Consider the following 19958-nt stretch of genomic DNA (forward strand, 5'->3'; position numbering starts at 1 on the left):
TCAGTGGCCGTGCCCATGCCCGTGGCCGTGTCCGGCCGCGGCGGGCTCGTCCGCCTTCTTCTCGACGATGGCGCTCTCGGTCGTGAGCACCATGCGCGCGATCGACGCGGCGTTCGCCACGGCGGAGCGGGTGACCTTGACCGGGTCGATGATGCCCTGCTCCAGCAGGTCACCGAACTCGAGCTTGGCGGCGTTGATGCCGAAGCCCCAGTCGCCCTCGCGGACCTTGTTCACCACGACGGCGCCCTCGAGGCCGGCGTTCGCGGCGATCCAGAACAGCGGCGCGGACAGGGCCTTCGCGACCAGCGCGACACCCGTGGCCTCGTCACCGGTCAGGCCCAGGCCGCCGTCCAGCACCTTGGCGGCGTGGACCAGCGCGGAACCACCGCCGGGGACGATGCCCTCCTCGACCGCGGCCTTCGTAGCGGCGACCGCGTCCTCGATGCGGTGCTTGCGCTCCTTGAGCTCGGTCTCGGTGGCGGCGCCGACCTTGATCACTGCGATGCCGCCGGAGAGCTTCGCGAGGCGCTCCTGGAGCTTCTCGCGGTCCCAGTCGGAGTCCGTGGCCTCGATCTCGCGGCGCAGCTGCTCCGCGCGGCCGGCGATGTCGGCCTTGGTGCCGCCGCCGTCCACGATCGTGGTGTCGTCCTTGGTCACGACGACGCGGCGGGCGGTGCCCAGCTGGTCGAGCGTGGTCTCCGACAGCTTCAGGCCGATCTCCGAGGAGATCACCTCGCCGCCGGTGACGACCGCGAGGTCGTCCAGGAACGCCTTGCGGCGGTCACCGAAGAACGGCGCCTTCACGGCGACGACCTTCAGCGTCTTGCGCACGGCGTTGACCACCAGCGTGGACAGGGCCTCGCCCTCGACGTCCTCGGCGATGATCAGCAGCGGCTTGCCGGACTCCGCGACCTTCTCGAGGATCGGGAGGACGTCGGCCAGGGCCGAGATCTTCTCGCGGTGCAGCAGGATGCGGACGTCTTCGTAGACGGCCTCCTGCGCCTCGAGGTCGGTCGAGAAGTGCGTCGACACGTAACCCTTGTCGAACTGCACACCCTCGGTGATGACCAGCTCGGTGGCGAGCGTCGAGGACTCCTCGACGGTGATCACGCCGTCCTCGCCGACCCGCTCGATGGCCTCGCCGAGCAGCGCGCCGATCGACTCGTCCCGCGAGGAGACGGTGCCGACCTGCGCGATGTTCTCGCGGCCCTTGACCGGGGTGGCCTTGGCCTTGAGCGCGTCCACGACGGCGTCGGAAGCGGCCTGGATGCCACGGCCGAGCGCGGTCGGGTTCGCACCCGCGGCGATGTTGCGCAGGCCTTCCTTGACCAGCGCCTGCGCCAGCACGGTGGCGGTGGTGGTGCCGTCACCCGCGACGTCGTTGGTCTTGGTGGCGACCGACTTGGCGAGCTGTGCGCCGAGGTTCTCGAACGGGTCGTCCAGCTCGATCTCACGGGCGATCGTCACACCGTCGTTGGTGACCGTCGGGCCACCGAACTTCTTGTCGAGGACGACGTGGCGCCCGCGCGGGCCAAGGGTGACCTTGACCGTGTCCGCGAGCTTGTTCACGCCGCGCTCGAGAGCCCGACGAGCGTCCTCGTCGAAGCTGATCTGCTTGGGCATTTACCTCAAAGCCTCTCTGGGTAGCGAAACGCCCCGGTAGCCCCGGTTGGGGCGCCGGGGCGTCAGGCGTGCAGCCTCTGTGCCAACCGATCGAACTAGTTGACGACGGCCAGCACGTCGCGAGCGGAGAGGATCAAGTACTCCTCGCCGTTGTACTTGACCTCGGTGCCGCCGTACTTCGAGTAGATGACGACGTCGCCGACAGCGACGTCCAGCGGAACGCGGTTGCCCTTGTCGTCGATGCGGCCGGGGCCCACCGCGAGGACCTTGCCCTCCTGGGGCTTCTCCTTCGCGGTGTCCGGGATCACGAGGCCGGAGGCAGTGGTCGTCTCGGCCTCGGAGGCCTGGACAACGATCTTGTCCTCAAGCGGCTTGATGTTCACGCTCACCGGGATGACCTCCACGGGTCGTTGGCAGGTTCGTTTGTTAACGGCTCCTGCCACCCCGCCGTCGCGGGGGTCGGGGCGGTGCTGGTGCCGTGCAGTTGGCACTCTACCCACGAGAGTGCCAACGCTTCAACGAGCCCCCCGAACCGATCACCGGTTCGGAGCCGTATTCAGGGCATGACCACCTTGACCCGCCGCACGCTGCTGCTCGCCGGCGTGGCGGGAGTCACAGCGTTCTCGGTCTCCGCGTCCGCCGTACTCGCCGACCCTTTCACACTCGGTGTGGCCTCTGGAGACCCGACACCCGACGGGGTGGTGTTGTGGACCCGGCTGGCCCCCGAACCGCTCGCCGAGGACGGTCTGGGCGGCATGCCGTCCCGTTCGATCGAGGTGTTCTGGCAACTCGCCGCGGACGAGCGTTTCACCCAGATCGTCCAGCGCGGCTCCACTCCCGCCCGACCGGAGGAGGGGCACACCGTCCACGTGGAGCTCGCCGGCCTGGAGCCCGGCCGCGAGTACTTCTACCGCTTCAAGGCGTTGAACTACCTCTCCCCGACGGGACGCACGCGCACGACTCCTCCTCCGAACGCGCTGCAGGTACCGCTGACGATGGCCTTCGCGTCGTGCGCGCAGTACGAGCACGGCTACTTCACGGCGTATCGCAGGCTCGCGGAGGACGAGCCAGATCTGGTGCTGCACCTCGGCGACTACACCTACGAGTACAAGAGCGGCATCCACGTCGCCCCGAGCGGCAACGTCCGGCACGTCGACGGACCGACCACGACGACGCTCGCGGACTACCGCCGTCGTCAGGCGCAGTACAAGACCGACCCCGATCTGCAGGCCGCGCACGCCGCCGCGCCCTGGGCGGTGATCTGGGACGACCACGAGATCGCCAACAACTGGGCGGGCCTGCAGCCGGACACACCGCAGGCGAACTTCGCCAAACGCCGCGAGGCGGCGTTCCAGGCGTACTACGAGAACATGCCTCTGCGCAGGTCACCAAGGCTGTACCGGCGGATCGGCTGGGGCTCGCTGGCCACGTTCCACATGCTCGACACCCGCCAGTACCGGACCGATCAGGCGTGCGGGGACGGGTTGCAACTGTGCCCCGAACGGCTCGCGCCGGAACGCACCATGCTCGGCGCGGCGCAGGAGGACTGGCTGTTCAACGGGTTCCGCGACTCCGAGGCGCGCTGGGACGTGCTCGGGCAGCAGGTGTTCTTCTCGCAGTACGACTACATCCCCGGCGACGTCGACAAGTTCCTGCTGGACGCGTGGGACGGCTACGTCGCGGACCGGGACCGGGTGGTGGCGGGGTTCGCGGACGTGCGGAACCCGATCGTGCTCACCGGCGACGTGCACGCGGCGTGGGGTGCGGAGGTCAAACAGCGGTGGGACGACCCGTCGTCCAAGACGCTCGCGACCGAGTTGGTGACGACGTCGATCACGGCCGGTGGCGACGGGTCGGAGGAGTACGCCGAGACGTCGTCGTGGCTGCGCGAGAACCCGCACGTGAAGTACTTCAACAACCGGCGCGGGTACACGCTGACCAGGTTCACGCCTGATGAGCTGCGCACGGACTTCCGCGGTCTCGACTACGTGACCCGGCCAGGCTCACCCGTCCACACCAAGGCGTCGTTCGCCATCGAGGACCGCGTCCCGGGCCTCCACCGTCTCAGCTGAGCGCACGCGGGGCCCCTTCGTGCGGTCAGAGCGCACGAAAGCTCCCCGCGTGCGCCAACCAAATTCCGCATGCTGGAAGGCACGCGGGGGCCCCCGCGTTTCCCTGAGGGGAACGTGGGGCCCCCGCGTTCCCGGAAAGTCAGAGGATTTGGACGGTGCTGACCGGGAGGCCGGGGGTGGTCGAGATGTCCATCCTGGACGGCTTGGCGCCCGCCGCGACCAGGTGGGCGCCGAGCGCCGCGATCATCGCGCCGTTGTCCGTGCACAGCCGTGGCCGCGGCACGCGCAGTTCGATGCCGGCCTCGGCGCACCGCTCGGCGGCCAGCCCGCTCAGGCGCGAGTTCGCCGCGACACCACCGGAGATGACCAGCGTGTCGACGTTCAGGTCCTTCGCCGCACGGATCGCCTTGGCGGTCAGCACGTCCGCGACGGCCTCCTGGAACGACGCGGCGACGTCGGCGAGCGGGATCTCCTCGCCGGCGCGTTCGGCGCGTTCGACCCAGCGAGCGACCGAGGTCTTCAAGCCGGAGAACGAGAAGTCGTACTTCGCGTCGCGCGGACCGGTGAGGCCGCGCGGGAACGCGATCGCGCATCCGTTGCCCTGCTTGGCGAGCTTGTCGATGGGCGGGCCGCCGGGGTACGGCAGGTCGAGCAGCCGCGCGACCTTGTCGTACGCCTCGCCGGCCGCGTCGTCCACAGTGGACCCGATCTCGGTGATCGAGTTCGCCAGGCCGCCCTCGACGAGCAGCAGCTGCGAGTGGCCGCCGGACACCAGCAGCGCGAGGCAGCGCTGCGGCAACGGGCCGTGCTGCAACGTGTCCGCGGCGACGTGGCCCGCCAGGTGGTTCACGCCGTAGAGCGGCTTGCCGAGCGCGGCCGCGTACGCCTTCGCGGCGGACACGCCGACCAGCAGCGCGCCGGCGAGACCCGGTCCGGCCGTGACGGCGATGGAGTGGATCTGGGAGAGCTCGACCTTCGCGGTGTCGAGCGCGCGGCGCATGGTCGGGACCAGCGCTTCGAGGTGCGCGCGGGAGGCGACCTCCGGCACGACGCCACCGAAGCGGGCGTGTTCCTCGACGCTGGAGGCGACCTCGTCGGCGAGCAGTTCGAGCGAGCCATCGGGGCCGAGCCGGACGATGCCGAAGCCCGTCTCGTCGCACGAGCTCTCGATGCCCAGAATCAAGCGATCAGACACTTTTCGCGGGCCTTCCCATCGTGTACGCGTCGGCACCCGACGGCTGGTAGTAGCGGCGGCGCAGGCCGAGGTGTTCGAAGCCGTGCGCCAGGTACATGGCGATCGCGGGCTCGTTGTCCGTGCGGACTTCGAGGTAGACCGGCACGCCGATCTCGTCGGCGCGGGCCAGCAGGGTGCGCAGGAGCAGCTTGCCGACGCCCTGACCCTGCCAGTGCTTGATCACCGCGATCGTGTGCACGCTGGCCTCGTGCGGGCTGGCGGCGAGCCCGGCGTAACCGATGAGCTCGTCGTCCGCGTACGCGCCGATGTAGTAGTTGCCGTTGCTGAGCTCGCTGTGGAACGCGTTCTCGCTCCACGGGTCCTCACCGGGGAACAGCGCCAGCTCGATCTCGTGGCACTTGGGCACGTCGGTGTGCTGCAGAGGTCCGATCGTGACGGTGCCGGTGGTCATGCCCTGGTCACCCGCTTGCGCCCGGCGGGCTCGACCGCGTCCGGCCGGCGCAGGTAGAGCGGGGTGAGCGCGGCGGGACGGGCCTTGGCGAGCACCTCGGCGGCCGCGGCGGCGACCAGGCCCTCCGGGCTCGGGTGTTTCGAGCTCAGCAGGTCGAGGCCGAGGATCTCCTGGTAGAGCTCGGCGCCCTCGCCGGTGGCGTGGTGCACGCCGAGGGTGGGCAGCTTCTCCGCGAGGTCCTGGGGACGTTCGACGTGCGGCCCGTCCGTGCGACGACCGGCGGCGTCGTAGGCGGCCCAGTAGACCTCCTTGCGCCGGGCGTCGGTCGCGACGAGCAACGGGTGGCCGCTGGCCGCGTCCTTGGCGATCGCGTCGGTGGTGGCCACCGGGTACACCGGGCGGTTGAGCGCCTGGCCGAGCGCGGCGGCGGTGGCGAGGCCGACCCGCAAGCCGGTGAACGGCCCTGGCCCCGCGCCGACGACGATGGCGTCGAGATCGGCGAAGGTCCGGCCGGCCTCTTCGAGGGCGTCGCTGATGTGCGGGGTGAGCAGTTCGCCGTGCGCCTTGGCGTTGAGCGTCACCCGCTTCGCGAGCAGGCGCGGCGGGGAGTCTGGCGCGAGTTCGACCACACCGGCGGTGACTGCGGGGGTGGCCGTGTCGACGGCGAGCACTAGCACGATTGTCCAGAGTAGTACGAGGTCGTGTTGGTCATCCGGTCGCCTCTTGCCGTCAACCGCCGGAGGCGATTCGGCGGCACGCGGTGGCCGGATGACCAACTTCTCGACGACCTCGTCGCCATCTGCGGAGCAGGGGCAATCCAACACAGTGTCCGAACCCACACTTGCGATGCGTCCTCGAGGCACTCGTACGACCCTGGATCCATGTTCGCTGAACCGAGTGACCGCGAGGCTCTGCGCTTCGGTGAGAAGACCATGACCTACGCCGGACTGCATCAGGCGGCGGGCACTCTGGCCGAACGTTTGCGCGGCCGCACTCGCGTGGCTGTCTGGGCAACGTCCACCCTCGAAACGTGCGTCGCGGTCGTGGCAGGTCTGCTCGCGGGTGTGGCGATCGTGCCGCTCAACCCCAAGATCGGCGAGCGCGAACTGGCGCACATCCTCGGCGACAGCCAGCCTGACCTGGTCCTTCGTGACGAACCGATCGTGTTCGGCGAGCCAGGGACGTTCGACGAGCCGGGTCAGGAGACGCCCGCGCTGGTCATCTACACCTCGGGCACGACCGGACCGCCCAAGGGCGTGGTGCTGCCCCGCCGCTCGCTCACGTCGAACATCGACGCGCTGGCCAGGGCGTGGCAGTGGACGAGCGACGACGTGCTGGTGCACGGGCTGCCGCTGTTCCACGTGCACGGCCTGGGCATCGGGATCCTCGGTGCGCTGCGGCTCGGCGGCTCGGTGCGGCACGTGAAGTTCTCGCCCGAGGCGATCGGCCAGGAGTTCGCGACCGGCGCCACGATGATGTTCGGCGTCCCGACGATGTACCACCGGATCGCCGAGGCCGTGGAGAACGACGGCGCGCTCGCCGATCGGTTCCGCGCGGCTCGGCTGCTGGTCTCCGGAAGTGCGGCGTTGCCCGCGAGCGACCACGAGCGGATCGCCAGGGCCACCGGGCAGGGCATCGTCGAGCGGTACGGGATGAGCGAGACGCTGATGAACGTCAGCGTGCGGTTCGACGGCGACCGCCGGCCCGGCGCGGTCGGACTGCCGGTGGACGGCGTCGACGTCCAGGTGGTCGACGAGCAGGGCCACGACGTGGGCGTCGGCGCGATCGGCGAGATCGAGGTGCGCGGGCCGAACCTGTTCCTGGAGTACCTGAACCGGCCGGACGCGACGGAGGCGGCGTTCCGGGACGGGTGGTTCAGGACCGGCGACATGGCGATGCGCGATCCCGACGGGTACGTCCGCATCGTCGGGCGCCGGGCCACGGACCTCATCAAGAGCGGTGGCTACAAGATCGGCGCGGGCGAGATCGAGAACGCCCTGCTGGAGCATCCGTCGGTGGCCGAGGTGGCGGTGACGGGCGAGCCGGACGACGACCTCGGCGAGCGGATCGTGGCCTGGGTGGTTCCGGCCGGCGTTGCACCGGAACCGTCAGCACTCAGCGACCACGTGGCGAAGCTGTTGTCACCGCACAAGAGGCCGCGGGTGGTGCGTTATCTGGAAGCCTTGCCGCGCAACGAGATGGGCAAGGTGCTCAAGCGCGAACTGTCCTGAACAGACAGACGCCGGGGATGGCCGATGGGCTCGTTCGGCCATCCCCGGCGCAAGTCCGGAGATCAGCCAGCCGAGTTGCCGTTGCAGGCGACGTACGACGGCGAGTGGTCGACGGTGAAGATCTCCAGCGGGCCGTTCCACTGCCACGGCAGCAGGCAGGCGTTGTTGGCGATGCTGATGTCCGAGCCACCAGCGGCGTGGTTGTCGTTGCACGCGGCGTAGCCGGGGGCGTGGCCCTCGTGCAGCAGCGAGAACGGACCGTTCCACTGCCACGGCGCGGCACAGAGGTTGTCGGCGATGCTGATGCCGCCGTGGCGGTCGTGCTCGCCGGCAGAAGCCGGAGCCGCGGCAGCCAGCATGGCGCCACCGATGACAGCAGTCGCGAGAAGCGTCTTCTTGATCATGCGGATGTCATCGGCCGGTCACGCTCTGTCCTTAATGGACATCACCCGATGCGTTGGACAACGTCACACAGGCAGGGCACGCGAGCGCCACTCGCCATGCGGGATCAGCTGAGCTGTGCGAACGTCGTCGATTCCGCGTTCGAGCCGAATGAGGAGATGATCTTCGTTCAGGCGTTCCGCGACGCCCTCGCCCCACTCGACGGCCACCACGGCGTCGACCAGGTCCGTGTCCAGATCAAGATCGTCCAACTCGTCCAGGTGACCCCCGAGCCGGTACGCGTCGACGTGCACCAGCCGCACGCCCCTGCCGTCCTCGGCGGGCTCGTGGACCCTGGCGACGACGAACGTCGGCGAGGACACCCGGCCCTGCACACCGAGGCCGCGCGCCAGCCCGCGCACGAACGCCGTCTTCCCGGCACCCAGCGGTCCCGCGAGCAGCAGCAGATCGCCGGCTCGCACGACTTCACCCAGCTTGCGGCCGAACTCCTCGGTGTCCTCCACCAGGGGCAGTTCGACGGTCTTCACGCTCGCCGCCACCACTTCTTCCGACTCTCTCCGCGATCGGCCGCGCACCGTTCGATCAGCGCGACCAGGTGGTCGTTGACGAGATCAGCCTGCTCCATCATCACCATGTGCCCGGCACCGGGGGCCCGGACCAGGGTGGCGTGCGGCATCTCCTCCGCCATCCGCTCGGCGTGCGAGAACGGCGTCAGCTTGTCCGCGTCGCCGCTCAGGATCAGCACCTCACAGTGCCTGAGGCCCGCCAACGCCCGGTAGCGGTCGTGCGTGCCGAGGGTCTCCAGGAACTCGGTGAGCACCTTCACCGTGGTCCCGTTGATCATCTTCTCCATCAGGTCCACAAGGGACGGTGCCACCTTGCGGTCACCGAACGCCAACGTGCGGATGCCGCTCCACGTCAGGGTTTTCGTGCCCTTGCGGACCCACTCGACGAGCTCCGGCTGGATGCCGGCCAGGCGTCCGATGCCGAGCGTCACCGGGTTGTACCGCGACAGCACGGACTTCGGCAGTCCCGCGCCGCCCACCGCACCGGCGGCCGTGCCGACCAACGCGACACCGCGCACCCGGTCCGCGAAGAGCTCCGGCTGCTGCTCGGCCAGCGCCATGATCGTCATGCCGCCCATGGAGTGGCCGACGAGCACGAGCGGCCCGTTCGGCACGACCGAGCGGATCACCGCGTCGAGGTCGTGCGCGAGCTGGTCGATGGTGCTGCCTTCCGGCGTGGACTTCCCGGACCGGCCGTGCCCGCGCTGGTCGTAGAGCACCTGGTGCACCCGCGGGTCGATCAGCTCCTGGAGGTCGCGGCGCTGGAAGTGCCAGCAGCGGCGGTCCAGCGCGAACCCGTGCACCAGCACGACGGTGATGTCGGCCTCGCCGCCGTCACCGGGGTCGACCTCCTCGACGGAGATCGGTACGCCGTCGTCCGCGGCCACCGTCGACTCGCGGTCGGGACGCAGTTGACCTAACGGCTCGTCGGCAAGGCTGTCGGTCGCGGTCTTGCGCTCGTGCGAGACCTTCGCGGTCTGCGCCACGGCGGCACCGGCGACAGCGGCACCGAGCGCACCACCGACCCACCCGACGACCTTCCACACCGGCTTCACGTGTAGATCCTCCGCACCCGCGGCCGGTACATCCCGCAGACGATCTCGTAGTCGATCGTCCCGGTCAGCTCCGCCCACTCCGTCGCCGTCGGCTCCCCCCGGCGCCCGTCGCCGAACAGGACAACTTCCGCACCCTCGCCGATCGGGTCGTCGCCGCAGTCCACGACGATCTGGTCCATGCAGACACGCCCGACCACCGGGCGGCGCCTCCCGGCCAGGAGCACCTCCATCCGGCCGGAGAGTGCCCTCGGAACGCCGTCCGCATACCCTGCCGGCACAAGTGCCAGCGTCGTGTCCTTCTGCGCCGTCCATGTCATCCCGTAGGAGACCGACTCGCCGGCGGGGATACGTTTCGTGAGAGCCACGTGCGACCGGTAGCTCATGACCGGGCGCAGATCGTGGTCCGTCGGCACCGGGTTCAGCCCGTAGATCGCGATACCGGGCCTGACCAGGTCGAAGTGCAGGTCCGGCCGGGTCAGCAGGGCCGCGGAGTTCGCGATGTGCCGCTTCGGGTTCAGGCCATGGGCCCTGGCGACCTCGTAGGCGTCGTCGAACCGCTTGGCCTGCAGGTCGACCGACGGGTCACCGATCTCGTCCGCGGACGCGAGGTGCGACCAGATGGCCACCACCTCGTGCTTCTTCGCGGCCTCGACCAGTTCCGGCCAGTCGTGCGGCTGGCAGCCGTTGCGGCTCAGCCCGGTGTCGATCTTCAGGTGGATCCGCGGCCGGGCGTCGGCCTCCTCGGCCGCGGTCTCGATCCTGCGCAGGTCGGACAGCGACGCCACGGACATGTCGACGTCGGCGGCGAGACCCGCGGCGAGGTCCTCGTCCGGGGCGTCGAGCCACGCCAGGATCGGCGCCTGGATGCCGGCCTGCCGCAGCGTCAGGGCTTCCTGGGTGGAACACGAACCGAGCCAGGTCGCACCGGCTTCGAGAGCCGCACGGGCGACCTCGACGGCGCCGTGGCCGTAGCCGTCCGCCTTGACGACGGCCATCGTCTCCGCGGACGGGGCGAGGCCGGCGAGCAGCGCGACGTTGTGCCGCAGTGCACCGAGGTCGACAACCACTTCTGAACGGGCCATAACCTGTTCATCGTGCCATGGACAGCCGCGAACAGGGACTATGGCGCAACTCGCACCCACGGCCGGTTTCGCTGAGCGCGAAGCACCGACCGTCGTGGCTCGTACCTCGCCAGGCTGACGACATGACCTCACAGCAGACCTTCGTCGCAGCCGCGCACGCCTTCGCGGATCTCCTGGACGCGCTGCCCGTCGACCGGCTTTCCGGACCGGGCCTCGGCGACTGGACGTTGCGCGACCTGGTCGGTCACACCGTCTCGGCCGGGCTGGCCGATGTCGTCGACGCGCTCGACCGGCAGACCGCTACCGAGGACATCACCTCGCCGGAGGACTACTACGCCCTGGCGAAGACCGTCGACCCTGCCATCTACCAGGCCATGGTCGCCCGATCGGCCACGGACGCCCAGGACTGGGGCGCACGGCTGGGCGATCAGCCCGCCGAACCGGTCCGGCAGTTCGTCGACCGTGCCGTCGCCGCGGTCTCCGCTGCCGATCCGGACACGCTGGTCACCACGGCGGCCGGCGGCATGCGACTGTCCCGCTGGCTGCCCACCAGGACGTTCGAGCTCACCGTGCACGGCCTGGACGTCGCCACCGCGGCGAACGTGTCCGTCGATCTGCCCGTCGACGCGCTCGCCGAGTCAGCCGCGCTGGCTGCCCGCATCGCGGCGGTCACCGGCGACGGTCGGACGGCGCTGCTGGCGCTGACCGGCAGGCGAGAGCTGCCCGCGGGCTTCTCGGCGATCTAGTGCCGGATCGCGCGAATCGCGGCCGGGATCGCCTCCATCAGCCGGGACGCGGGCAGCGGAGCGCCGTCCGCACCCACCTCGGCGGCCAGCACGTGCGCATAGGCCGCGTACCCGGCCGCCAGGAACGGGTCCACCCCACCGGCCAGCAGCGCGCCGATGATCCCGGACAACACGTCCCCGGACCCGGCCGTCGCGGGCCACGAGGACGTCGCCGAGTTCACCAGCGCCCGTCCGTCCGGCGCCGCGACCACGGTCCGGTGACCCTTGAGCAGCACCACGGCGTTGAACCGCTGAGCGGCTTTTCGGGCAGCCGCAACGCGATCCGCGCCAACGGGACCGGCCAGCCGTTCGAACTCGCGGTCGTGCGGGGTCAGCACCAGTGCGGCGTCGGGGTCTCGGGCGTCCCACAGCGACGGGTTCGACGCCAGCAGCGTGATGGCGTCCGCGTCGGCGATCACCGGCACCCCGGCGTCCAGGACGAACCGCAGCACCTCCGCCGACGACGAGCCGGTGCCCATGCCCGGCCCGACGACCCAGGCCTGGACGCGGCCCGCGTCGGTGATCGAGCCGGTGCAGATCGTCTCCGGCCAGCGCGCCCGGATCGCGTCGGCGGCCGGACCGGCGTAACGGACCATGCCGGACGTCGCCAGCACCGCCGCGCCCGTGGAAAGCACTGCGGCGCCTGGATAAGTGGCGCTGCCGGCCGCGACACCCGTGACGCCCTGGGTGTACTTGTCGTCGGACGGGCCCGGCACCGGCCAGGCGATGTCCGCGCGGTCCAGCAGCACGAAGTCGGGATCTGACGGCCGCAGACCGATGTCGACCAGGCGCACGTCGCCGCAGTCGGCCAGCGCGTGCACCGGCTTGAGGCAGCCGAACGTGACGGTGGTGTGCGCGCGGACGTGCGGTCCGGAGATCTCGCCGGTGTCCGGGTCGATGCCGGACGGCAGGTCCACGGCCAGGATCGGGGCCGTCACCGCATCGACGAGAGCGGCCGCGTCCGGACGCAGCGGGCCGCGGGCGGACAGGCCGACGATGCCGTCGATCACCAGGTCCGGCGACCCCACCTCGGAGACGATCCGGCCGCCTGCTTTTCGAAACGCGGCAAGGCCTTCGACGTGTGCCTTGGCCGGGTTGAGCAACACGGCGGACACCGCGACCCCGCGCCGGCGCAGGAAGTAACCGGCCCAGAGGGCGTCGCCGCCGTTGTTGCCGGCACCGACCAGCAACGTCACGCGGCGACGTCCGGAAAGAAGCCTGAGGGCGTGGGTGGCCACACCGAACGCGGCCTTTCGCATCAGCGAGCCCGGCGGGACCACCGCCATGAGCTCTTCTTCAGCGGACTTGACGCGTTCGGTGTGCCAGACGCCTCTCACTCACTCGACGGTAACGGACTTCGCGAGGTTGCGAGGCTTGTCCACGTCGTAGCCGCGGGCGGTCGCGATCTCCGCCGCGAGCACCTGCAGCGGGATCGTCGAGATGAGCGGCTGCAACAGCGTCGGGACGGCCGGGATCTCGATCAGGTGGTCGGCGAACGGGCGCACGGTCTCGTCGCCCTCCTCCGCGATCACGATCGTGCGGGCGCCGCGGGCCTGGATCTCGCTGATGTTGGACACCAGCTTCGAGTGCAGGACGGCGCGGCCCTTCGGCGACGGCATGATCACGACGACCGGAAGGTTCTCCTCGATCAGCGCGATCGGGCCGTGCTTGAGCTCGCCGGCCGCGAAGCCCTCGGCGTGCATGTAGGCGAGTTCCTTGAGCTTGAGCGCACCTTCGAGGGCCACCGGGTAGCCGACGTGGCGGCCGAGGAACAGCACCGCCTTCGAGTCCGCGAGCTCACGTCCGAGCGCCTTGACCTGGTCGATGGTGCCGAGCACGCGCTGCACGGCCTCGGGCATGGCCTCCAGCTCGTGGAACTCGCGGGCGACCTCGTCCGGGTACTTGGTGCCGCGGGCCTGCGCCAGGGCCAGACCGACGAGGTAGTTCGCGGCGATCTGGGCGAGGAACGCCTTCGTCGACGCGACACCGATCTCCGGACCGGCGTGCGTGTAGAGGACGGCGTCGGACTCGCGCGGGATCTGCGCGCCGTTGGTGTTGCAGACCGCCAGGACGCGGGCCTTCTGCGCACGGGCGTGGCGCACGGCCTCCAGCGTGTCCGCGGTCTCGCCGGACTGCGACACGGCGACGACGAGCGTGTCGCGGTCGAGCACCGGGTCGCGGTAGCGGAACTCGGAGGCGAGCTCGACCTCGACGGGCAGGCGGGTCCAGTGCTCGATCGCGTACTTCGCGACGAGACCGGAGTGGTAGGCGGAACCACAGGCGATGACGAAGACCTTGTCGACGTCGCGCAGGTCCTGGTCGGACAGTCGCTGCTCGTCGAGCACGATCCGGCCGTTCGCGAAGTGGCCGCGCAGCGTGTTCGCCAGCGCCTCCGGCTGCTCCTCGATCTCCTTGAGCATGAAGTACTCGTGGCCGCCCTTCTCGGCGGCGCTGAGGTCCCAGTTGACCGTGAACGGCTTGGCCTCGGCCGGCTCACCCTCGAAGTCGGTGACCTGGTAACCGTCGCGGGTCAGCACGACCATCTGGTCCTGGCCCAGCTCGACGGCTTCCTTGGTGTGCGCGATGAACGCGGCCACGTCGCTCGCGACGAAGTACTCGTTCTCACCGACGCCCACGACCAGCGGCGAGTTGCGGCGCGCGGCCACGACCGTGTCGGGCTCGTCGGCGTGCGTGAAGACGAGCGTGAACGCGCCCTCCAGGCGGTTCACGATCTTGCGCACGCTGGCGACGAAGTCGCCCTTCGTGTCGCCCTCGTTGTAGGCGAACGCCACGAGGTGCGCGACCGTCTCGGTGTCGGTGTCGGACGCCATCTCGACGCCGAGGCCTTCGAGCTCGGCGCGCAGCGCGAGGAAGTTCTCGATGATGCCGTTGTGCACCACGGCGACGCGGTTCGTCGCGTCGCGGTGCGGGTGCGAGTTGCGGTCGATCGGCGCACCGTGCGTCGCCCACCGCGTGTGGCCCATGCCGACGGTGCCCGCGAAGTTGTCGCGGCCCACCTCGTCGAGCCTCGTCTCCAGGTTCTGCAGACGACCTGCCTTGCGTTCGACGGCGAGATCATCGCCCGCCACGACCGCGACGCCTGCCGAGTCGTAACCCCGGTACTCGAGCCGCCTCAGCCCGTCCAGCACGACGTCGAGCGCCGACTGGTGACCCACGTATCCCACGATTCCGCACACGGAAAACAGACTAGCTAGACCACGCCGCTAACCCTAATGAGTGAGGGCGCTCCGTTCACGCAGGTCAGAGGGCCATATGGTGTAGACCAATCTCAGGTGTGGTGCGCGCGACAGGATCGACTACGGTTCACGGCATGGCTCGCCGCGTGATCACGCTGACCGCGAAACAGGCCCTCGAGCAGCTGAGCAGGCCCGGCCCGCACCCGGTGTTGCGCGGCGACCTCGCGCTCGTGGGCCTGCCGGGTGTGATCTTCACGCCGCAGTCCGGACTGGGTCTGCCCGCCGTCGCGCTCGGACACGGCTGGATGCAGCCTGTTCGCCGCTACCACGGGCTTTTGCGGCACCTGGCGTCGTGGGGCATCGTCGCCGCGGCACCGGCCGTGGAGCGCGGGCCGCTGCTGTCGTCACGGGTGCTCGCCGCGAACCTGCTGACCACTTTGGACATCTGCACCGGCGTGCGCCTCGGTTCCGGGGAGATCAGCGTCGACCCGGCCAGGCTCGCGCTGGCCGGGCACTCGATGGGCGGCGGCGCGGCGGTGCTGGCGGCATCAGAAGCCGACCGCGTCCGCGCCGTTGTGACTTTGGCCGCAACGGAGACGCGTCCGTCCGCGCTGGACGCCGCACGCGACGTCCGGGCGCCTGGCCTGCACCTCGCGGCCGGCGAGGACCGGATCGCGCCACCGGTCGGGCACGCCGAGGCGATCGCCCAGGCCTGGGGCGGGCCCGTCCAGTTGCGGTTGCTGCCCAAGGCTTCGCACCTCGGCTTCACCGAGGGCCGGCACTGGAGCGAGCTCATGCTGGACGGCCGGGCCGAGCGCGGGTCGCACAAGCTCGGGCGCGCGTTCGTGACGGCGTTCCTGCTCCGGGTCCTGACCGGCGAACGGACGTACGACGAACTGCTGGACAGCGATGTGAAGAACGCGAACCTCGTCTTCCAGCGGGCAGCACTGCGCAGGCGCTAGTTTGCTGGGCGTGATGCCGAATCAGGGCTGGCCGCAACAGCCGCAGCAGCAGTGGGGTCCGCCACCTCCGCCGAAGCGGGGCAACTTCGCGCTGGCGATCGTCGCCGCGGTCGGCGCGTTCGGGGTCGCCGTGTACTGGGCGATCCTCGGGGTCATCCGGATCATCGTCAAACGCCCGCACGACTCGGAACCCGAGGTCGTCGCGAACCTGCTGGCCAAGACCGGCGGCAACGGCGCCCTGCTGGCGCCGCTGAGCATCGCCGACCTGGTGCTCAAGCTGCTCGCGGCGGTGGTGCTGATCTTCGGCGCGCTGCTGATCGTCCTGCGCAAGAAGCCCGGCGCGTTCCTCGTGGCCGGTGCCGTCCTGCTGGGGATCCTCGCGGCCGGCTGCCACTTCTTCTACTACCACCAGCTCGGTTGGAGCGGCACCAGCGACACGTACATCGCGGCCGTGCTCACGCTCGTCGTCGGAGTCGTGGCGATCCTGCCGCCGGTGACCAACGCCCTGACGCCCGCGGCGCAGCCCCAGTTCCCGCAGCAGGGACCGCCGCCGCCCGGCTACGGACCTCCGCAGCAGCCGCCGCAACCCGGCTGGGGTCCACCGCAGGGTCCTCCGCCGCCCGGCTACGGCCCGCCACGCTGATCGAACGAGAACGCCCCCAGGTCGTCGGACCTGGGGGCGTTCGTCGTTTCAGGACAACCAGCTCTGGTTGCTCATGTCGTCGTCATCGTCGACAACCGGACGCTGTGGCCGTCGCGGTGGCGGCGGCTGGCGGACCGGCGGCGGAGGAGCCATCGGCTGCTGGACCACCGGAGGCTGGCGCACCGGCGGCGCGGGCACGTCCGGCCCGCGCATGAAACCCTCGGACTGGGCGCGCAGCTCGCGCGCCTGCCGCTCCTTCTCGATCTGCGCGAGCTCCTCGGCGAGGTCGTCGTGCGGACCGGCGGTCTCGTCCTCCAGCCCGAACGAGAGCTCCTTGTTGCGTTCCTTGCCCTCGCCGCGCTGCTTGCGGTTCATCTCGCGGAGCCGCTCGGTGAGCCGCTGCTTGCGGTCGGCGAACTTGTCGTGGCTTTCCTGCGTCGCCTTGGTCGACTCGTCGAACTTCTGCCTGGCGTCCGCCATGCGCGACGAGTGTTCCGACTCGATGCCCGCGAGCTTCGCCTTGAAAGCGGCGAGGTCCAGATCGCTCACCAGCTACCACCCCGGTTGCCGTCGTCTCCGCTGAGCACGCCCTGGGCGCCGCTGAGCGGGTTGTTGTTGTCGTCGTCGAACAGCGAACCGGTGGTGCGCCACTGGCTCGCGCCGCGTTCGGTGTCGCCGCCCTGCTGACCGCCGGCGCCGGCACCGCCACCCATCATGCCGCCACCGCCCATCATCCCGCCGCCCATCATGCCGCCGGACTGGGCTCCGGAGGTGGGCTGGCCGTGCGCGTCCTGCATGGACGGCAGGTTCGCCGAGCCGGCCTGACCGGCCTCGGAGGCGTTGGTGTCGAACGAGCCGCTGTGATCGCTGCTGCCCTGCGACGGCGTGCTCCAGGCGCTGTCCGCCGGCGCCGAACCGCCGAGCACGGACTCACCGCTGCCGGCGCCTCCGCCGGTGAACGAGACACCGGACGTCATGGTGCTGTCCGAGTGCGCGGCCTGCGCGTGCAGCGGGCCCTCGCTGGGGATCCGGGGCTCGCCGACGTTCGGCATGATGCCGTTGTCCTCGATGTAGCTGCGGCCCATCGACTCCTGGAAGCGCTCGGCCACGGTCGGGGTGGCCTCACCGGGCGCGCTCCAGACCGACTCGCCCTGGGCGGGCATGGTCTGGAACTCACCTTGAGCGGGCGCCGGCATCGTCTGGAACTCGCCCTGGGCGGGCGCCGGCATCGTCTGGAACTCGCCCTCGACGGGTCGCGGGAAGTCCTGCTCCGGCAGGGTCAGCGGCTCGTCGAGACGCAGGTCCCCGGTCATGCCACCGGCACCGGACTTCTCGGTGCCGCCCGCGGCGGGGTTGTCGTCCTCACCGAAGCTGACGCCGATCTGGTCGGGCGTGCCGTCGCCGTTGTCCGCGGTCAGGTTGATCTCGCCGGTGCCGGCGTTGACCTCGGCGGTGAAGTTGACGCCGTCCTGCTCGATGTGGATCTTGCCGTCCGCGCCGACCTCGACGGGGATCGGGTTCGACTCCGAGCCGGGCGCGCCCATGCCCGCACCACCGGGGACACCGCCGCCGGTCGTCGGCGTGTTGCCGACGGCGGGGGCACCGGGCGTCTGCGCACCCGTGGGCTGGGCACCCGTCGTCGCCGTGCCGGTGAGCTGGTTGGCCATGCTCGTGATGGCCTGCGTGCCGTTCTGGCCCATCAGCGCCTTGGCGGCCTCGGGGTTCTTGCTGAAGTCGAGGTCGTAGGTCTTCGGATCGCCCTTGGGCGTGTCGATCGTCATCTTCACGTGCCCGTTGGAGTCGGGCTCGGTGACCTTGATCGTGTTGTCGCCGGCCTTGACCGTGACGGACTCGAGCTTCTCCTCGGGCTTGGGCTGCTGCTGGTTGTCCGGCTTGCCGTCGCCGTCGAGGTCGTCGACCTTGCCGTCGCCGTCGGTGTCGCCGGGCAGGTCGGGCTTGCCGTCGCCGTTCTTGTCGAGCGGGTTCTCCGGCTTCGGGATCTCCGGCGTGCCGCCGCCCCCGCCGCCACCACTCGAACCGCCGCCACCGCCGCCGTTGTTGCCGCCGCCGCCGTTGCTCCCGCCGCCGTTGTTTCCGCCCTTTTCATTGGGCTTCTCGGCGGGCTTCTCCTCCTTGGCGGGGTCGAACGGCTTGGTGTTGATCTTGTCCATCTCGGCGCCGAGCGCGTTCCACGCGTCGTCGACCGACTTCTTGGTGTTCTTGCAGAGGTCCTCGAAGTTCTTGTACTTCTCGCTCACGTCCTTGTGGAACGTGTTCTGCAGCCACTCGCGGCAGCCCTTGCGGACCTCGCCCTTCCACACGTCGTCGTCGCAGGCCTCGTCGTTGATCTCGATGCCGACGTGACCGGCCGCGCGCCTGAGCACGCCCTCGTCCTCGCTGTCCGCGGCCTGCACGACCTCGCGGATCTGCGGCGGCGTCTTGCCGGCGATGTCGAACGGGCTGCCCACGCCGTTCAGCACGGCGTTCGCCTTGTCGTTCACCAGCTGCGAGACCGTGTGGCACGCAGCGCGCGTCGCGTCGGCGATGTGGTTGATGCCGTCCGCGACCGCGGCGCCCTTCTTGGAGAAGTCGGCGACGTAGGTGCGCGAGTTGTCCGCGGCGTTGCCGTCCCAGCTCGACCACAGCTTCGACATCGACTTCTCGGAGTCGGCCTGCTGGGTGCGCAGGTCCGTGGAGACCTGCCGCATCTCGACGATGTCCTCGTCGATCTTGTGGAAGTCGATGTCGCGCTGCTCTTCGTAGAGCTTCTTGACGTTGTTGTAGTCGGTGTTGACGTTCGCGCCGACACCGATGACCGACTTCGCCTCCTGGTAGACCGGGAGGAAGTTCTCGAAGTACTTGAGGCCGGGCGCGCCGGCGTCGAGCAGTTCGTTGGAGTTGGCGACGCCCGCGCCGCCGTCCGCCGCGCGCTGCTCGGACTGGTCCAGCGTGTTCTGACCGGACTTCTTGGCGTTGTTGTGGTCGTCGATCTTCTTCTGACCGGCGTCGCCCGACTTCTTCGCGATGTCGTAGGCGTTGTTCAGCCGCTCTTCCGAACTGTCCGACCAGGGCATCGCATTCGACAGGGACTGGCCGAAGCCGTCGCCGTACGAGACGTCGTAGTCGTCGAGGTACTTCTCGAGCTCGTCGTTGTGCGTGCCCGTGACGTCCTTGTCCATCTCGGTCGTGTAGTACGCCTCGAGAAGGGCTTTCTTCTGGTCGGGCGGGACTTCGGGGTTGTCGCAGAGCTTCTTTACTTCTTCCCAGCTGGGCATCCGCGACTACCTTCCCTGCTTGTTCATCTTGGCGGCGTTGGCCTCTTCTTGCCACGCGTAGCCGTTGGCCGACTCGCGCAGCTTGTCCGAGAGACCCTTCATCGCCGCCGAGTAAGCACCGATCGCCTCGGCTATCTTCGGCAGGCCGGCCTTGTACTTGGCACCGCCGGCGGTGTGCTCGCGACCGAAGTCCTTCTCGGTCACCGCACTCGCGCTGATCTTGGCCTTGTAGTTCTCGATCTCGGTCGCGATGCCCTGAATGGTCGTCGCGGACGACATCATTTCGCCGGCGTTCGCCTGATAGCCAGACATGTGCTCCTGCCTCCCCTTGTCCCCGATCTGACGCAGTTCGGCTCAGCGGGGTTCCGCCATACAGTGCCAGCTCAGGTCACACGCTGACCTGAGCTCCGTGATGTCGG

The 19958-nt window shown here is 69.8% G+C and carries 19 protein-coding genes; 5 read left to right on the forward strand and 14 right to left on the reverse strand.

Annotation, left to right across the window (positions count from 1 at the left end; all coding sequences use genetic code 11):
• Complete coding sequence (groL, locus tag B0F77_RS17105; protein ID WP_086663893.1) at positions 1-1623, reverse strand: chaperonin GroEL; 1623 nt, start codon at positions 1621-1623, stop codon at positions 1-3.
• Between the two features lie 95 nt (positions 1624-1718).
• Positions 1719-2012, reverse strand: coding sequence for a co-chaperone GroES (gene groES / locus B0F77_RS17110; RefSeq protein WP_030478362.1), 294 nt, complete (start codon positions 2010-2012; stop codon positions 1719-1721).
• Between the two features lie 174 nt (positions 2013-2186).
• On the opposite strand from groES, the gene B0F77_RS17115 reads away from it, so the two are divergent.
• Positions 2187-3695, forward strand: a complete 1509-nt coding sequence (locus tag B0F77_RS17115) for an alkaline phosphatase D family protein (RefSeq protein ID WP_086663894.1) — start codon at positions 2187-2189, stop codon at positions 3693-3695.
• 139 nt (positions 3696-3834) lie between these two features.
• Here B0F77_RS17115 and tsaD read toward each other — a convergent pair whose 3' ends face one another.
• Genes tsaD through tsaB form a run of 3 tightly spaced genes read right to left on the reverse strand, consistent with a single transcriptional unit; the run spans position 3835 to position 6018 of the window.
• Positions 3835-4890 (reverse strand): tRNA (adenosine(37)-N6)-threonylcarbamoyltransferase complex transferase subunit TsaD, encoded by a 1056-nt coding sequence (tsaD, locus tag B0F77_RS17120; RefSeq protein WP_086663895.1) that lies wholly within the window; start codon positions 4888-4890, stop codon positions 3835-3837.
• Complete coding sequence (gene rimI, locus B0F77_RS17125) at positions 4883-5341, reverse strand: ribosomal protein S18-alanine N-acetyltransferase (RefSeq protein WP_086663896.1); 459 nt, start codon at positions 5339-5341, stop codon at positions 4883-4885. The genes tsaD and rimI overlap by 8 nt, the downstream gene beginning before the upstream one ends.
• Positions 5338-6018 carry a tRNA (adenosine(37)-N6)-threonylcarbamoyltransferase complex dimerization subunit type 1 TsaB gene (tsaB, locus tag B0F77_RS17130; protein ID WP_086663897.1) on the reverse strand — a complete coding sequence of 227 codons (681 nt, stop codon included), beginning with the start codon at positions 6016-6018 and terminating at the stop codon, positions 5338-5340. The genes rimI and tsaB overlap by 4 nt, the downstream gene beginning before the upstream one ends.
• A 204-nt stretch (positions 6019-6222) precedes the next feature.
• Between tsaB and B0F77_RS17135 the strand changes: the two genes are divergently transcribed.
• Positions 6223-7572, forward strand: a complete 1350-nt coding sequence (locus tag B0F77_RS17135) for an acyl-CoA synthetase (protein ID WP_086663898.1) — start codon at positions 6223-6225, stop codon at positions 7570-7572.
• Between the two features lie 62 nt (positions 7573-7634).
• Here the strand turns inward: B0F77_RS17135 and B0F77_RS17140 are convergent, their stop codons facing one another.
• The 4 genes from B0F77_RS17140 to alr all read right to left on the reverse strand — a co-directional run bounded on the left by B0F77_RS17140 (position 7635) and on the right by alr (position 10677).
• Complete coding sequence (locus tag B0F77_RS17140; protein WP_086663899.1) at positions 7635-7976, reverse strand: hypothetical protein; 342 nt, start codon at positions 7974-7976, stop codon at positions 7635-7637.
• Between the two features lie 63 nt (positions 7977-8039).
• On the reverse strand, positions 8040-8501 hold the full coding sequence (gene tsaE, locus B0F77_RS17145; RefSeq protein ID WP_245848330.1) for a tRNA (adenosine(37)-N6)-threonylcarbamoyltransferase complex ATPase subunit type 1 TsaE: 462 nt from the start codon (positions 8499-8501) through the stop codon (positions 8040-8042).
• Positions 8498-9595, reverse strand: coding sequence for an alpha/beta fold hydrolase (locus B0F77_RS17150; protein ID WP_169730941.1), 1098 nt, complete (start codon positions 9593-9595; stop codon positions 8498-8500). The genes tsaE and B0F77_RS17150 overlap by 4 nt, the downstream gene beginning before the upstream one ends.
• Positions 9592-10677: an alanine racemase gene (gene alr, locus B0F77_RS17155; RefSeq protein WP_086663902.1), complete on the reverse strand. Its 1086-nt coding sequence runs from the start codon at positions 10675-10677 to the stop codon at positions 9592-9594. The genes B0F77_RS17150 and alr overlap by 4 nt, the downstream gene beginning before the upstream one ends.
• A gap of 122 nt (positions 10678-10799) precedes the next feature.
• Here alr and B0F77_RS17160 point away from each other — a divergent pair, with 122 nt between their 5' ends.
• Positions 10800-11423, forward strand: coding sequence for a maleylpyruvate isomerase N-terminal domain-containing protein (locus tag B0F77_RS17160; RefSeq protein ID WP_086663903.1), 624 nt, complete (start codon positions 10800-10802; stop codon positions 11421-11423).
• On the opposite strand, the gene B0F77_RS17165 is transcribed toward B0F77_RS17160, so the two are convergent.
• On the reverse strand, positions 11420-12799 hold the full coding sequence (locus tag B0F77_RS17165) for an NAD(P)H-hydrate dehydratase (RefSeq protein WP_086663904.1): 1380 nt from the start codon (positions 12797-12799) through the stop codon (positions 11420-11422). The two genes, B0F77_RS17160 and B0F77_RS17165, sit on opposite strands and share 4 nt — an antisense overlap.
• A complete protein-coding gene (gene glmS / locus B0F77_RS17170; protein ID WP_086663905.1) occupies positions 12800-14659 on the reverse strand; it encodes a glutamine--fructose-6-phosphate transaminase (isomerizing) in 1860 nt (619 codons plus the stop codon).
• Between the two features lie 149 nt (positions 14660-14808).
• Here glmS and B0F77_RS17175 point away from each other — a divergent pair, with 149 nt between their 5' ends.
• Entirely contained in the window at positions 14809-15621 is an 813-nt protein-coding gene (locus B0F77_RS17175; protein ID WP_425435667.1) for a dienelactone hydrolase family protein, read from the forward strand.
• A gap of 10 nt (positions 15622-15631) precedes the next feature.
• Entirely contained in the window at positions 15632-16264 is a 633-nt protein-coding gene (locus B0F77_RS17180) for a hypothetical protein (protein ID WP_143466785.1), read from the forward strand.
• Between the two features lie 48 nt (positions 16265-16312).
• On the opposite strand, the gene B0F77_RS17185 is transcribed toward B0F77_RS17180, so the two are convergent.
• From B0F77_RS17185 to B0F77_RS17195, 3 genes are read right to left on the reverse strand one after another with little or no spacing between them, the layout of a single operon-like run.
• The gene (locus B0F77_RS17185) at positions 16313-16813 is read right to left on the reverse strand and encodes a hypothetical protein (RefSeq protein WP_086663908.1); all 501 of its coding nucleotides are present in this window, start codon (positions 16811-16813) and stop codon (positions 16313-16315) included.
• On the reverse strand, positions 16810-19539 hold the full coding sequence (locus tag B0F77_RS49035; protein ID WP_086663909.1) for a WXG100 family type VII secretion target: 2730 nt from the start codon (positions 19537-19539) through the stop codon (positions 16810-16812). The genes B0F77_RS17185 and B0F77_RS49035 overlap by 4 nt, the downstream gene beginning before the upstream one ends.
• Before the next feature lie 6 nt (positions 19540-19545).
• Positions 19546-19851 carry a type VII secretion target gene (locus B0F77_RS17195; RefSeq protein ID WP_086663910.1) on the reverse strand — a complete coding sequence of 102 codons (306 nt, stop codon included), beginning with the start codon at positions 19849-19851 and terminating at the stop codon, positions 19546-19548.
• Positions 19852-19958 lie beyond the last annotated feature (107 nt).

It is taken from the genome of Lentzea kentuckyensis (assembly GCF_002150765.1).
GTDB classification, from domain to species: domain Bacteria; phylum Actinomycetota; class Actinomycetes; order Mycobacteriales; family Pseudonocardiaceae; genus Lentzea; species Lentzea kentuckyensis.

What these genes read in the sequence shown, in the direction of transcription:
- B0F77_RS49035 (WP_086663909.1), bottom strand. Translation starts at nt 19,539, where the DNA reads ATGCCCAGCTGGGAAGAAGTAAAGAAGCTCTGCGACAACCCCGAAGTC.
- B0F77_RS17195 (WP_086663910.1), bottom strand. Translation starts at nt 19,851, where the DNA reads ATGTCTGGCTATCAGGCGAACGCCGGCGAAATGATGTCGTCCGCGACG.
- B0F77_RS17140 (WP_086663899.1), bottom strand. Translation starts at nt 7,976, where the DNA reads ATGATCAAGAAGACGCTTCTCGCGACTGCTGTCATCGGTGGCGCCATG.
- alr (WP_086663902.1), bottom strand. Translation starts at nt 10,677, where the DNA reads ATGGCCCGTTCAGAAGTGGTTGTCGACCTCGGTGCACTGCGGCACAAC.
- B0F77_RS17160 (WP_086663903.1), top strand. Translation starts at nt 10,800, where the DNA reads ATGACCTCACAGCAGACCTTCGTCGCAGCCGCGCACGCCTTCGCGGAT.
- rimI (WP_086663896.1), bottom strand. Translation starts at nt 5,341, where the DNA reads ATGACCACCGGCACCGTCACGATCGGACCTCTGCAGCACACCGACGTG.
- B0F77_RS17135 (WP_086663898.1), top strand. Translation starts at nt 6,223, where the DNA reads ATGTTCGCTGAACCGAGTGACCGCGAGGCTCTGCGCTTCGGTGAGAAG.
- groL (WP_086663893.1), bottom strand. Translation starts at nt 1,623, where the DNA reads ATGCCCAAGCAGATCAGCTTCGACGAGGACGCTCGTCGGGCTCTCGAG.
- B0F77_RS17115 (WP_086663894.1), top strand. Translation starts at nt 2,187, where the DNA reads ATGACCACCTTGACCCGCCGCACGCTGCTGCTCGCCGGCGTGGCGGGA.